Origin of the sequence: Paenibacillus terreus (assembly GCF_042138595.1) — a bacterium.
Taxonomy (GTDB): domain Bacteria; phylum Bacillota; class Bacilli; order Paenibacillales; family Paenibacillaceae; genus Paenibacillus; species Paenibacillus terreus.
In genome coordinates, this window is the sequence record NZ_JBHIRX010000020.1 from 99,093 (window position 1) to 113,037 (window position 13,945).

The 13,945-nt window shown below is 51.4% G+C and carries 10 protein-coding genes; 3 read left to right on the plus strand and 7 right to left on the minus strand.

Translation table 11 applies throughout. The features are described 5' to 3' along the window. Position 1: 1 nt before the first annotated feature. Entirely contained in the window at positions 2 to 592 is a 591-nt protein-coding gene (locus ACE5KN_RS26335; protein ID WP_375528504.1) for a 4Fe-4S dicluster domain-containing protein, read from the plus strand. A gap of 41 nt (positions 593 to 633) precedes the next feature. Continuing rightward, on the plus strand, positions 634 to 1,923 hold the full coding sequence (gene hydF, locus ACE5KN_RS26340; protein ID WP_375528505.1) for a [FeFe] hydrogenase H-cluster maturation GTPase HydF: 1,290 nt from the start codon (positions 634 to 636) through the stop codon (positions 1,921 to 1,923). Positions 1,924 to 2,072: 149 nt separating this feature from the next. Here the strand turns inward: hydF and ACE5KN_RS26345 are convergent, their stop codons facing one another. The 5 genes from ACE5KN_RS26345 to ACE5KN_RS26365 form a co-directional block, all read right to left on the minus strand. Beyond that, positions 2,073 to 5,831, minus strand: a complete 3,759-nt coding sequence (locus ACE5KN_RS26345) for a cadherin-like beta sandwich domain-containing protein (RefSeq protein ID WP_375528506.1) — start codon at positions 5,829 to 5,831, stop codon at positions 2,073 to 2,075. A gap of 183 nt (positions 5,832 to 6,014) precedes the next feature. Continuing rightward, on the minus strand, positions 6,015 to 7,430 hold the full coding sequence (hydG, locus tag ACE5KN_RS26350; protein WP_375528507.1) for a [FeFe] hydrogenase H-cluster radical SAM maturase HydG: 1,416 nt from the start codon (positions 7,428 to 7,430) through the stop codon (positions 6,015 to 6,017). Between the two features lie 39 nt (positions 7,431 to 7,469). Then, positions 7,470 to 8,519 carry a [FeFe] hydrogenase H-cluster radical SAM maturase HydE gene (gene hydE, locus ACE5KN_RS26355; protein ID WP_375528508.1) on the minus strand — a complete coding sequence of 350 codons (1,050 nt, stop codon included), beginning with the start codon at positions 8,517 to 8,519 and terminating at the stop codon, positions 7,470 to 7,472. Positions 8,520 to 8,621: 102 nt separating this feature from the next. Next, positions 8,622 to 9,428 carry a formate dehydrogenase accessory sulfurtransferase FdhD gene (fdhD, locus tag ACE5KN_RS26360; protein WP_375528509.1) on the minus strand — a complete coding sequence of 269 codons (807 nt, stop codon included), beginning with the start codon at positions 9,426 to 9,428 and terminating at the stop codon, positions 8,622 to 8,624. A 162-nt stretch (positions 9,429 to 9,590) separates the two neighbouring features. After that, positions 9,591 to 10,298, minus strand: coding sequence for a MerR family DNA-binding transcriptional regulator (locus ACE5KN_RS26365; protein ID WP_375528529.1), 708 nt, complete (start codon positions 10,296 to 10,298; stop codon positions 9,591 to 9,593). A 154-nt stretch (positions 10,299 to 10,452) separates the two neighbouring features. Between ACE5KN_RS26365 and ACE5KN_RS26370 the strand changes: the two genes are divergently transcribed. Then, positions 10,453 to 10,956, plus strand: coding sequence for a DUF6022 family protein (locus tag ACE5KN_RS26370; protein WP_375528510.1), 504 nt, complete (start codon positions 10,453 to 10,455; stop codon positions 10,954 to 10,956). Between the two features lie 97 nt (positions 10,957 to 11,053). On the opposite strand, the gene ACE5KN_RS26375 is transcribed toward ACE5KN_RS26370, so the two are convergent. Beyond that, positions 11,054 to 13,225 carry an anthranilate synthase component I gene (locus ACE5KN_RS26375; RefSeq protein WP_375528511.1) on the minus strand — a complete coding sequence of 724 codons (2,172 nt, stop codon included), beginning with the start codon at positions 13,223 to 13,225 and terminating at the stop codon, positions 11,054 to 11,056. Positions 13,226 to 13,406: 181 nt separating this feature from the next. Further along, positions 13,407 to 13,943 carry a chromate transporter gene (locus tag ACE5KN_RS26380; RefSeq protein ID WP_375528512.1) on the minus strand — a complete coding sequence of 179 codons (537 nt, stop codon included), beginning with the start codon at positions 13,941 to 13,943 and terminating at the stop codon, positions 13,407 to 13,409. Positions 13,944 to 13,945 lie beyond the last annotated feature (2 nt).

Genomic DNA, 13,945 nt, shown 5'->3' on the forward strand with positions numbered 1-13,945 from the left:
AATGAACAGTTTTGTCATTGCCGATCCCGATCGATGCATTGGCTGCCATACCTGTGAAATAGCCTGTGTTACAGCCCATTCAGCCCAAGATATGCTTCTGCAGCCGGCGGCTCATTCGGATTTCTATCCCCGGCTGAGAGTTACGGAGACAAATGAGGTTACAGTCCCCGTGTTATGCCGCCATTGTGAGGACGCTCCTTGTGCCAATGTGTGTCCCAATGGCTCCATTATCAACCAAGGCAATCATATTTTCATTAACGAGGATACCTGTATCGGCTGCAAAACCTGCATGCTTGTGTGTCCCTATGGAGCCATCGCCATGGTTCCGGCTTACCGGGACGGTCAGAGACAGCTTCAGGCGGGGCTGCGTACGGACGACAGTGGAACTTGGAAGCATAAGGAGCGCCTGGTTGCGCACAAATGCGATTTATGCGAGGGCAGCGTTGACGGTCCTGAATGTGTGCGGGTTTGTCCCACTCATGCGCTTCACCTTGTCGAGGCGATCCAAGTAGAAGACAGCATTGCCGCCAAAAGACTCGCAAGCGCACAAGCATTGCAGCAGTTCGGTGGACTGGGCTATTTTTTAGGATAGACTTTTTTCTTTCTCTGAACCGTGAAGGAGGACATCATCCAATGAGTATGAACGATACGCCGCGTGGGGAAAGGCCTCATATCGCTGTGTTCGGCCGCCGCAATGCCGGGAAGTCTAGTCTTATTAACGCTTTTTGCGGACAGGGGGTATCCATCGTATCTCCGGTAAGCGGAACCACGACCGATCCGGTATATAAGGCCATGGAGCTGCTGCCGGCAGGGCCGGTCCTATTGGTGGATACCGCCGGGATTGACGACAAAGGGGAGCTTGGGCAAGAGCGTATCCGCAAAACTATGAATATCCTGCATAAGACGGATCTGGCCCTCCTGGTTATTGACGCCGAAGCGGGAGCCGGAGATTTCGAGTGTGAGCTGATGCGGACGCTGAAGGCGGCGGGAATTCCCGTCATTATTGTACTAAACAAGATCGATTTGCTTACAGAGGGGACGCGAAGTCCGGAGGAATATGGAACAGGGATTCTTGCGCGGCTGGAGGCCGAAGCATCTGACAGATGGTTTCCTGTCAGCACCTTCAGCGGTTACGGAATAGATGCATTAAAGCAGGCGGTGGCTGGAGCGTTGGCGAGCGAGGAAGTACGCTTCCGGCTTGTCGGTGATTTGCTGAGTCCGGGCGATGTGGCTGTTCTGGTGGTCCCGATTGACAAGGCGGCCCCCAAAGGCCGGCTGATTCTGCCGCAGCAGCAGATGATTCGGGACATTCTGGAATGTAATGCGGTTGCGGTTGTAACCCGGGAACAGGAGCTTGGACATACCTTGGCGTCGTTGGGCCGCAAGCCGCGTATCGTCATCACGGACTCGCAGGTGTTCATGAAGGTCCAGGCGGATACGCCAAGAGACGTGCCGCTTACTTCCTTTTCCATCCTGTTTGCCCGTTATAAAGGGGATCTGTCCCGCATGGTCAGCGGTGTACGCTCCATTGGCGGGCTGAAGGACGGGGACCGGGTACTCATTGCCGAGGCCTGCACACATCATAGGCAGTGCGATGATATCGGAACAATTAAAATCCCACGTTGGCTGCGGGAAGTCACAGGCAAGCAGCTGGTCATTGAGCATGCCCCAGGCAGTGAGCTCCCTCCGGAGCTGAACCGGTATGCGCTGATCATTCACTGCGGCGCCTGCATGCTGAACCGCAGGGCCATGCTGTACAGATTGAAGGAGGCGGAAGCCGCCGGGGTACCGGTTGTCAATTACGGTGTGTTTATCGCTTTCGTCCAAGGGGTATTTCCGAGAGCGATTGAAGTATTCCCGTCTGTTATGCGGGCCTGGATGAATAACGGATCAGATATAAGCCCGAGTGCTCCCATAAAATGATAAGCGCAGATGCTTGCTATATCTCCTCAAAAACAAACCGCCGGTGCTCTCTGCACCGGCGGTCGGAAGGATGATCAAACATCTCGGGACTGCCTAAGTCACCACGGAAGTTACTTGAAATGGGCATTCCATTATTAAATAAGTTCTTATTAAATAAGCCCTGATTTTTCAAGCAATCTTTGCACGATAACGGCCACCTCGGCTCGTGTCATGAAAGCCTGCGGTGCAAGTTCCGCCGCCGTTCTTCCCGAAACGATGCCAGCCTGGATACCGTTGGCCATGCTGTTATAGGCCCAGTCGGAAACTTTCCCGGCATCCGTAAATGAAGCCAGCGGCGTTTCTGCGCTTTTAAGTGGAACCGCCAGCCCGGTCAGTGTCATTGCTCTGTCAAGCATCACCATGGCCTGTTCCCGGGTGATGTTGTCCAGTGGATGAAAGCTGCCGTCCGCATAACCGCTGATTAAATCGTGGGCGGCTGCCGTTTCGATGGCCGCACTGTACCAAGCGGAAGCTTTCACATCCGAGAAGGAATTTCCGTCACTTTCCTGCTTTAAGCCCAATCCCCGTACAAGGATGGCGGCAAATTCGGCGCGCGTAATATCCTGATCCGGGGCGTATTGTCCGTCGCCAACTCCGTTAACGACCATCCGTGCGGCCATTTCGTTGACGGACGCTCTCGCCCAGTGGCCGGCGACATCCTGAAATTGCGCTGTGTGCCGAACGATGGCATATATACTACTGGACAGGCTGCTCACGACCGCGTAATTATTTTCGTCTCCCATTTCAAGTCTGGCAGGTACGGGATAAACCGACCCGTCGGGGTTGATCGCAACGGCTGTTGCCACCGATGCAGAATCGGTATCCCGAGGAAGCGCAATGGCCTGTTCCACATATTTGCTGAAGGCAGATACTTCCGTCCTGTTATCGCCGTAAACCGCACGGACCGTGAAGTTCAAGGCTGGCGCTGCAAGCTCGAAATTGCCCGATGCAGCCGCCTGATCAACGATTTGCTGCTGGTCTGCCGTTAATGCGGCGATCTGCACTTGAACGGTGATATCCTCCGGTTTCACCGATTGTCCGAATTGACCCAGGAAGGCGTTGATGTCGATTTGCCCGGCGGGCAGGGTATACACCGCATTTCTGGACTTAAAGCGCAACACGGCTTGTTTCTCCTGCAGCCTTTTTATGATCTGGCCGCTTAACTCGCCAATGAACACCTCCGATGTCGAATCGGAGGCAATCGTCAGCACCACGCCGCTTGGCGCTTCCGCCAGGTTCTCCGCTAATTTCGCTTGGTCAAGTGAAATCGTCGTCACCTGTCGGCCGTTGACTTGAGCCGTTGTTGACCATCCCCACTTATGAGCGCTGCCGTTGAGCAGCACATCCACAGCGGCTCCGGCGGGCTTATCCGCTACGGGACTGGCTATTGCCGAATCGCTGCTGTTGTGGCGGTCTCCGCGGCTGCCGCCATCCCTGTCATCCGTGCCGGAAGCGGGAGCCTGCGGTATCACTTCGTTGGAAGCGGCGGATGCGCCGCTTTTTCCCGCACTGTTGACGGCTTTTACCGTAAACGTGTAGGCTGTGCCATTGGACAGCCCGGTAACCGTAATGGGGCTTGCCGTGCCCGTGGCGATGAGATTCCCCGGCGAAGCGGTGACTTCATACCCGGTGACGGCACTTCCGCCATTCTCTGCGGGAGCCGTAAATGAGACGGTCGCCTGTCTGTCTCCCGCCACTGCGATTACGTCCGTTGGCGCTGCCGGAACAGTCTTGGGCATGGCGCTCACTTCATTGGAAGCCGAGCTGTCGCCTCCCGGATTGGCTGCTTTGACGACAAAATAATAAGTTGTGCCGTTCCGCAGGCCTGTTGCGGAATATTGGTAGACTGATCTAGTAACGGTAGCAATTTCGGTGTCATAAGAGCCCGAGTTCAGGCTTTGATAGATTTTATAACCGTTTGCGCCTTCCACGGCGGTCCATTTCAGGTCCACTTGCGCATCACCCGCCACCGGCTCTTGCAATACGGGGACATCAGGAGCCGATACCTGCGGCGTGGCGCTTATTTCATTGGAGAAGGCACTGTCGCCTCCCGGATTCACGGCCTGCACGGCAAAGTAGTAAGTGGTGCCATTGGCCAAACCCGTGACGTCATAATTGTAAACCGCTCCGCTGACGGAAGCGATGGGGGAATCATAGACGCCGGAAGCCGTGCCCTGATAAATGTTGTATCCCGTCGCTCCGTCAAGAGGTGTCCAGGTGAGGCTTGCATGGCCGTCACCTGCCACGACATACTCCAGCGAAGGAGGGGTCGTATCAGTCACCTGGAGCGTAAAAACAGGGTCAATCTCCCCGTCCATCTCAAAGGTGAAGACCTGATAACCGATTCCCAATGTAGCCAGATACTCCTTGTGGAAGATCACCGTATCCCCGGACAAGGTATAGCTGTCGGGTGCAAGCGCCGTACCTGCATGTGTAATGGCCACGAGGGTATGGTTGTTAGTTAAAGTGACGGCAACATCCCGGTAATGTCCGGCGTCAGTATTAACAACATACTTGTCAAACGTAGCCGAATCGGGTTCTACTGTACTGTTTTGCAGCCTGTTCACCAATAGGGTGTACGTGCTGGAGTAGTTCTCATCTTCCGCCGTCACCACTACTGTTATGGTATTGCTCCCTGTAGACAATGGAACATCCAGGCTGCTTCCGCTCGTCACGGTGGTGTAGGCCCCGCCATTTACATTAATTCGGGCGGAAGCGCCCGCGGTATCCGACAATGTCGCCTGAACTGTCAATGTGTCCGTTTCGTTCCCCACATCTTCCATAGTATAGTGGAAAACCCCTCTGGTGAAGGATTCGTTCAGGCCGCCGGGCGAAACTGCCAGCCCGCTTAACGATGCTTCGTTGTTTTTCCGGCGGACAGACAGCGTGTAAAGCTTGCTGGTGTTCCCATCCTGGGCCGTCGCCAAAATCTCAATTTGATTGTCCCCGACATTCAGATTTAGCGGATCACTGCCGACTGCCGTGTATGCGCCGCCGTTAACGCGGACTTGTACCGAGGCAAACGCATCGGCCGTTGTCGGAATGACGGTTAAGGTACTGTCCGCATACCCGACATCAGCCAAGCTGTAAGCGGTGGTGCTGGCCGCAAAGGTCGGACTTAATGTATGCCCAGGCACTGCAAGATTGCTCAGCTCAGCGGTTGTGCCGGGCGAGTCCCGCCAAATTGTGGCCGTATAGGTTTTTGTTGTGTTCGAATCGGCGGCTAACGTCCGGATGGGAATGACCGTCGCTCCGACATTTAAGGGAATGGAAGACGAGGGGGTCCCGCTTGTTGCCGCCGCTCCATTGATGGTAAGCGTGGCAGCCGGGTCATCCAGCACAGCGGTCAGCGAAATGCTGTCTACTGTATAAGGGACGTTTGCTGTATAGCTCGTTTCGGAAGGATCAAAATCCGGGCTTAACGTCGCCTGTTCTGCTTGCAAATCGCTTAAATCTGCATCATTGGTTTCCGGAAAATAAATATGTAAGGTATACGTTTTAGTGGTGGTTAAATCCGTGGAAGTCACCCTGATCAGAAGGGTGTTGTCACCCCTGTTCGTTGCGAGATACCCGCTTGACGTATAATACATCAGCGGTGTCCAGTTTCCCCCGTTCATAGAATATTCTATCGTTGCGTCCGGGTTGGCGGTCGCAACTGCGAAATAATAATTGGGCTCCGTGCTGCGCATGCGAACCGAATATTCTGTTACGGATGGAGAAAATGCGGGAGATAGCGCCCCGGCACCTTGATAAATGGTGGAAATATCGGCATTCCCGTCGCTGGTTGCAGCCTGAGCATGCCAAGGGAATACGGAAATGAAAAGCAAAAAAGCGGTAAAGCATGTGATGAAGTATCTGGCTGGCTTCAAAGGAACCTCTCCTTTAATAAAAACTGTGAATTGAAATTTTGATTTAATAGTATACCGAGAATCTATTTCTTGCTATGGGTCTTTGAAAGTTTTTATTAAACGATTTATCCACGCAAACACATAAAAAGAGAGACATCTAACCCGAATGGGAGATGTCTCTTATCATTGTGGCTCATAGACCATCTAGAAGCGCAGATCCCTTTCACCCGTGCGAATACGCTGCAGCTGGTCCTCAGTCGCCTTCCTGACGCCTTCCCGGGGGATGCGCTCCAGGTTCTCGCGAATCGTCTGTTCGCCGATGGCCCGCATCTCCTCGTCGGCATAATCCAGCAGGTATTCCTGAAAGGTCATAAGCGCATTGGGCTGGCATACGTTATGAATCTGGCCTGACTTCACCAGCTGCATAAAACGGTCGCCTGTTCGGCCTTCCCTGTAGCAGGCGGTGCAATAGCTGGGCACGTAACCGTCCTTGCACAGGCTTTTGACAATTTCCATGGGGGAGCGGTGATCTCCGACCGTGAACTGCGGTGTATCCTCCTTGAGCCGGTTGACACTATACGCGCCGACCCCGGTGGCGGAGCCGGCACTGATTTGCGAGATGCCGAGCTTGATTATGCGATCCCGAAATTCCGGATCTTCACGTGTGGACAAAATCATGCCTGTATAGGGGACAGCCATTCTCAGAACTGCGACAATTTTGGCGAAATCGGAGTCATTGACCAGATAAGGGTAACTGTCCAGATTCACGTTCTCGGCCGGGCGCAAACGGGGGACAGAGATGGTATGGGGACCGCAGCCGAAGGCTTGCTCCAGGTGCTCCGCATGCTTAAGCATGGCTATGGTTTCGTACTTATGATCATAGAGACCGTACAGAACGCCGATGCCGACATCGTCGATGCCCGCGCTCATGGCCCGGTCCATGGCGGTCGTATGCCAATCGTAATCACGTTTGGGGCCTGCGGGATGGTAATGCCGGTAGCTGGGCCGGTGATAGGTTTCCTGAAACAAGATGTAAGTTCCAATCTCGGCTTCCGCAAGCCGGCGGTAGTCCTCCCCGGTGGTTGCGGCAATATTGACATTGACCCTGCGGATGCTGCCGTTATCGAGCTTGGTGTCATAGATGGTCCGTATGCAGTCAATAACATAGTCGATCGAGCAATTGCGCGGATCTTCGCCGGCCTCCACCACCAGCCGCTTGTGTCCGAGCGATTGCAGCGCCTTAACCTCCTCGGCAATTTCGGCAGTGCTCAGACGGCTGCGTTCAAATTCCGAATTGGAATGCTTGTACCCGCAATAGACACAATTATTGACACAGTAGTTGCTGATATAGAGCGGGGCAAAGAGAACGATCCGGTTGCCGTAAATCTGCTCTTTAATGCCCCTGGAAACCTGAAACATCCGCTCCAGCGTGTCCTCATCCTCCACATGCAGGAGAACTGCCGCTTCCTGTGAGCTCAAGCCTTTACAGCTTTTGGCTTTCTCAAGAATGTCGGCTACCGTCGCTTGATCGGCTACGGCTTCTTCTCCATAGCGTAACGCCTCAAAGATCTGCTCGTCTTGAATAAAATCCGCCAGCTGGCGTTCATTCAACTTGCTCACGGTCATTCCCTTCTTTCTAATTTTTTGGAGATTCAGGGATCAAATGCAGTGACGGGAGTGTGTCAGGTGCTTAAGGCTGTCGCCCCTTCCCATGTCGACATGGAAGCCGGCGGCTTCAATCCGCCTCTCCAGACAGAACCGGCATTGTGCCGATTCATCGCCTGTACAGATTTTGTTGTTATACAGCATATATTTGGGACGGACGGACAGGGGGGAGAGGTTGGGCATGACCACATTCGCTCCCGCTTGCAGGGCCAGTTCCCTTCCCTGCGGATGCGCAGTGCCCATTGCCGTAGTAGCCGGGATCAAGGCATCCGGGACCATCAGCCGCGCCAGAGCAATCATATCCAGCGTTTGTTCTACGGTCCCGGGCGGCTCATTCTTCAACGGCGTGGCATGATGCGGCAGAAAAGGGCCGATGCCGATCATGTCGGGCTGCAGCTGCTGTAAATACAATAAGTCATCCGCCAGGTCCGCTGATGTTTGTCCAGGCAGACCAACCATGAATCCTGCCCCGATCTGATAGCCGATTCGCTGCAAGGCCCTCAAGCGGCTGCGGCGGTTCTCAAAGGTCATGGTTGGATGAAGCGCCTGATAGAGTGCGGGAGACGCTGTTTCGTGGCGCAGCAAATACCGGTCTGCACCCGCCTCGAGCAACCTGGTGTAAGGCTCATCCTCCCGTTCGCCAATGGAGAGGGTTATGGCCGCGTCCGGAAACATGCTCTTTATGGAGGATATCAGAAGCACCAGTTTTTCCGTTGTGTACCAGTCATCCTCTCCGCTTTGCAGAACGAAGGTACGATAGCCCAGCTCATAACCTTCGCGGCAGCATGCGGTAATTTCCTCAGGCAGCAGGCGATAGCGGCTTAGTTCCTTGTTAGATGAACGTAATCCGCAATACAGACAATTTTGCTTGCAGATATTCGAGAACTCGATCAGCCCCCGCAAGTAAACGCTTGTTCCGTATGCCTGTACTCTTTTTTGATGGGCAAGGGTTTGCAGCTGCTTTCGGGAATCCTCGTCAAGATGATTGAGCAGATAGACCAATTCGTGTTTGTGCAATACAGCCCCGGCTGCCAATTGCTCCAATAAATCAAACGTTGGACATCCCTCCTTCATTTGAAATGATTGTAACAAAAGTAAAATTCAAGGACAGTGACATTTTTGTTTGAAATCGGATAAAAGATATGATTATTTCCATTGGCCGGAATCTGTAATTCGTTCGGGATGCGTGTACACATTGCAGGAGCCCGGACGGATAAAACCAACTGATGTAATGCCCAGGTGCTCGGCCAGCTCAACAGCCAGCCCGGTAGGGGCGGATTTGGATAAAATGATCTCGGTGCCGATTTTGGCGGACTTCAGTAGGATCTCTGAAGATATGCGGCCGCTGAACACAATAATTTTATTCGCAGGGTCGATTCCGGTCCGCAGGCAGTAGCCGTAAATTTTGTCCAGTGCATTATGCCGTCCAATATCGCTGCGTGCAATCAGAACACCCTCGGTATTGCACAAAGCGGCACAGTGAACTCCTCCTGTTCTGTGAAACAGCTCCGCTCCGGTGAGCACTTCGTTCATCAGGCGGAAGCAATCGTCAAAGGCCAGCTGCACATGAATTCCGGATACGCTCTTGGCCGTTCTGGCATCATTGACATAAACGAAGCCATGGCGGCTGGCTCCGCAGCAGGAGGTAATATAGCGCTTGGCGAAGAGCTGGCGGTGAAGGAGGCTCCAGCGGTCGGTCGTTATATGCACGTATCCTTCATCCTCCTGAACCCATATATGCTGAATATCCTGGAATCCCCTGATGATGCCCTCCGAGGCCAAATAACCTACCGCCATATCCTCGATAAACTCCGGTGTACAGACCAGGGTAACGAATTCCTCGCCGTTGATTTTGATCGTCACGGGATGCTCTGTCACCATCGTATCGTCTTCCCGGCTGATCCGCCCCCGGCAGTAACGAATAATGCTGCCCGCTTGCTGGATGTTCTTCATAGTCACCATCCCTGTACAGCAAATTTGAATAACACAAAAATAACTTTAAATGTTAAAAAATACTAATCATCTATGTACTTACTACATCACTTTTCCGGAAGAATGTCAATTTTATATTTCACATCAAAATAGTTAACAAGTCCAGTTCATTGGCGAGAATGTTCAAGAATCGCTGTTCAAAACAAACTCGATGAGCTGGTATAAATGATATAAAGCCTTTAGCTGCTCGCGGTTTGCCCCATTAAGATACTCCAATAAGCCGGCGGCCATTTTGCACGCCTGTTCCAGGTTGTGTTCATCCAATTCTGCAATTTCCTGCTTCAAGCGTACGGTAGCTTCAGAATAGACTAATGAACGTAAAGTTCGGATCAGCAGTACTTTTCGCAGGTGAGAGCGGTTGTATAATCTGTACCCGTTGTTCGGATCGCGTTTGGATGTTATGAGCCCGACATTCTCCCAATGGCGCAAAGTTGTGGCTGGCACCTCGTAGGCTGCGGCAGCTTCACCGACGGTCATCCAGTGGCTGTCTGCCTGATCATTATTTTCAAAATTCTTTTCTGCTTCAAGCTCCCGCAGGCTCTGCATGGCTAATTGTCTGCTCTTGTAGAGCTGTATTTCACTTTCTTTTACTCTCCATAATGCTTCGTCGATGTCCTTGGACTGAATAGCCAGAAGCACCTCTGTCGTAACCTCCATACCGAAAGCGGGAGCCATGGCTTGCAGGCATGACAGGTAGGCAATGTGCTTGTCTGTATAGTGCCGATAACCGCTCGCTGTTCGCTGCGCTGAAGGGATCAGTCCCTTGGCCTCGTAATTTCTTAACGTGCTCGTGCTGATGGAAAATTTCCTGGCAAGATCCTTAGGCCTCATATTCAATCGCGTAAGTCTCCTTTGTATTGTTTAAAGTTGATTATAAAGTTTAAACGAGAATTAAGCGTTAAATCAAGGGAAATGCAGACTGAACCTTCCAATTGGCTTTCATGTTGTAGACTGAACTTGAAAGAAAATTGGAGGTGCTCATCAGATGGATAAACAGTTACCCGTTATTGAGAACGGCATGCCGATTGAGGAGATCGGTGAAGCAGGCAATCGCTACATTGCTGCCGTGTGGGAGGAGTTATATGAGGAAAGGTATGATCAGCTGGTCAAAGCCTTCCAGGAAATTGAAGATGCGGCATATGGTTTATATCTTGATCAGCTTATGCCGCCTTTGTTTGAACGATTGGAGCAAGCCGGATTTCATGCACTTGGGCCTGTTAAAGAAAATGATTTTGTAATCGGCAAATGTCTGAAATTCAGTGATTCCCTGGAGAAATGGGGAACTGAGGACAATCGTACCCGTCTTTTTTGGAATGTGATCCGCAATGAACGTCATGAAGCAATCGGCACCCTGATTACAGCCATTCCCCACTCGCATCTGAATTTTGACATCCCGAGAGCACCTCAGCTTTATACTTTTAAACAAACAGAAAGAGAACAGATCGTGGAGGGGATTGGACAAATCATGAGAGAGTCGGGTGGTGCCTAAGACAGAATTGAAACGGGAAGAAAAGGACGGTGGCTATGGAGAAAGTGTGTGCGGCAGTCCAGGTTTTTTTCGCCTGGCTGCCGCTTTCTTTTGCCTGTCAGTTCACATTTGTCAGCTGTGCTATGACATTCTCGATTAATTTCAAACCAGCGTCCCCGCGCAAGGAGGCGATGGATTCAGGGTGAAATTGTACTGCGCTGATCGGCAAGGTTTTATGCTCGATACCCATCACTACCCCGTCTTCTGAAATGGCATTGACATGCAAGCAGTCCGGGACTTCCTTCGCATATAAGGAATGGTAGCGGCCGACATGGAATTCTTGAGGCAGCTCCTCCCACAGCGGGCTTGCCCCGTCTGTCTTGATCAGAGCAGATTTACCGTGCTGCGGATAATCCAGAATATCCAGGCTTCCTCCAAAATGTTCTACAATGCCTTGCAGTCCCAGACATACACCAAAGACCGGGATCTGCTTTTCAAGACAAAGAGCTATGGTTTCATTTAAAGCAAATCGGGATGGTCGGCCGGGACCGGGGGAAAGCACGACCATATCGAAGTTCTTCTTTTTCAGCATATTGCGGGCCAGAGGAGCGCGTAAGGTCAGTACAGTCGCCCCTGTTTGCTTGATATAATTCGCAAGCGTATGGACAAAAGAATCCTCATGGTCCACAAGCAGTACATTTTTGCTCAGCCCTGCATTGGACTGAATCCGGTTAACCTTCCCCTGTTCCGGTGTATTGCATTCCCGCACAGCTTGAACAAGGGCCGCGGCTTTGGTGAGCGTTTCCTGCTCTTCGGCTTCCGGGATCGAATCATACAGCAGTGTTGCCCCAACGCGAATTTGCGCAACCCCCTCTTTGATGCGGATCGTTCGTAAAGTCAGTCCTGTATTCAAATCCCCGTTAAAAGCGAAATAACCAACAGCCCCGCCGTACCAGCTTCTGGGGCAGGCTTCATGGTCTTCAATCCAGCGGATCGCTGCTCTCTTGGGAGCGCCTGTAACGGTAACCGCCCACATATGTGTCATAAAAGCATCCAAAGCATCAAATTCGGGACGCAGCATGCCTTCAACATGATCAACGGTATGAATGAGGTGGGAGTACATTTCAATTTGCCTTCTGCCAATCACATGGACGGAACCAGGCTCGCAAATTCGTGATTTATCGTTTCGGTCGACATCGGTGCACATCGTCAGCTCGGATTCGTCTTTAGCTGAATTTAAAAGCTCTTTGATGCGGTCAGCATCCTCAATTGCGTTTTGGCCACGTTTGATCGTGCCCGAAATGGGGCAGGTCTCCACCTTGCGGCCCTCAACCCGCACGTACATCTCGGGCGAAGATCCGACCAGGAATTCATCCCCCAGATTAATAATGAACCCGTATGGACTGGGGTTGATGCTCTGCAAGCGCGAATATATTTGGGAGGGTTGGCTGGAGCACTTTTCAAAAAGCGTATGGGAGGGGACAACCTCGAATAAATCGCCGTTCTTGAATGATGGGATGGCTTCTTTTACCAAGTGAGCGTAGCTTCCCTGAATATAACCCTCCGACGGCACTTGTCCATTTAACTTTGGCTCCTGAAGGATTCCGCTTCTTTCCAGCCCTGACGTAGTATCACCGTTGAAGCTGAAATCGTAGGATAACTGAAATGCAGTGTTCATATGATGATCGACCACGATGATTTCGTCAGGAAAATAAAGTACCACATCGGATTCGTTCATGTTTCTCTTGTGCTTCAGCTCCATCGGCTCAAATTGAAACACCAAATCATATCCAAACGCGCCGTACAGTCCCAGATACATATCGTCAGGGGAATAAAAAAGGTCCCTGATCGCACGAATGACGGAAAAAATGGAGGGTTGTTTTGTTCTTTCCTCCTCACTAAAGATTTCCTCTTTCATGGTTATCTTTCCTGAAATCTGATTTCCATCATGGATGAGATGGTTAAGATCGGCGGTATGCTTCAATTTAAGGTGAATGGCTTCTAATAAAATGTTTCCTCTCCCATTTTCAGCCGTAATGCGAAATGTATTTCCGTTAGCCCTTAGCTCCAGCGGTGGAGTTATAAAACCGATGTCCCAGCGTGAATACCGGCCCGGATATTCATAGCCGCTGGAGAATAACGCTCCTTTTTTATAGTCGATTTCTTTTAAAATGGTCTGATTCGCCTTGCTTACATCCATTTGCTTTAAACTGCGTCTTACTTCAATATTTCCTTGGGTAAGGTAGACTTTTTGGTGGGGAGCAGGGTTAAACGTTGACAAAATACTCATAACAAATATACCTCCTCTACATTTAGAGGAGAACAGGGGAACACCTATGGAAGTTCTCAACTGGTCTTATTCTTTTCTCAGCTCGGCTAACCTGTTCTCATCTGATCTAACATGAAGTTTAACGGAACATCCCGGATTTTTCAATTGAAACTATACAGGATTGTCAGCGGTTAAGTACAGCTTAAAATAATACAATGCCCATAATCGCAGAGCCTGCGATGACCGTAAGGGGATGAATTTTATATTTGGTAATGGCTACAAAAGCCAGCACACCGATGAGCAGTGTAGCAAAGGTCGTCCAATGAAAGATGGCCTCCGAGCTGCCGGAAAATCCGAAATGGATGGCTGCATACACGATCAGCCCGGTGATGATCGGGCGTAGACCATAAAATGAGGATTTTACCCATTGGTAGGAATTGATTTTATAGAAAAAGGCCGCAATCAGGATGACCACAATAAGTGAGGGAAGCACAATTCCGGCGGTGGCGACAATGGCTCCCGGCAAGCCTGCCGTATTATAACCGATCAAGGTCGCGCTGTTGGTTGCAATCGGTCCGGGCGACATGCCGGCCAGCGAAACGATGCGCCGGAATTCTTCCGCGGAGAGCCAACCGTATTTTTCCACTTCAAACTGGATCATGGGCAGAATGGCATAACCGCCGCCGAAGGAAAGAAAGCCGATTTTCAAAAAGGAAAGAAATAATTGCCAGAACAGCATAG

What these genes read in the sequence shown, in the direction of transcription:
- ACE5KN_RS26335 (WP_375528504.1), top strand. Translation starts at nt 2, where the DNA reads ATGAACAGTTTTGTCATTGCCGATCCCGATCGATGCATTGGCTGCCAT.
- ACE5KN_RS26365 (WP_375528529.1), bottom strand. Translation starts at nt 10,298, where the DNA reads ATGAGGCCTAAGGATCTTGCCAGGAAATTTTCCATCAGCACGAGCACG.
- fdhD (WP_375528509.1), bottom strand. Translation starts at nt 9,428, where the DNA reads ATGAAGAACATCCAGCAAGCGGGCAGCATTATTCGTTACTGCCGGGGG.
- ACE5KN_RS26380 (WP_375528512.1), bottom strand. Translation starts at nt 13,943, where the DNA reads ATGCTGTTCTGGCAATTATTTCTTTCCTTTTTGAAAATCGGCTTTCTT.
- hydF (WP_375528505.1), top strand. Translation starts at nt 634, where the DNA reads ATGAGTATGAACGATACGCCGCGTGGGGAAAGGCCTCATATCGCTGTG.
- ACE5KN_RS26370 (WP_375528510.1), top strand. Translation starts at nt 10,453, where the DNA reads ATGGATAAACAGTTACCCGTTATTGAGAACGGCATGCCGATTGAGGAG.
- ACE5KN_RS26375 (WP_375528511.1), bottom strand. Translation starts at nt 13,225, where the DNA reads ATGAGTATTTTGTCAACGTTTAACCCTGCTCCCCACCAAAAAGTCTAC.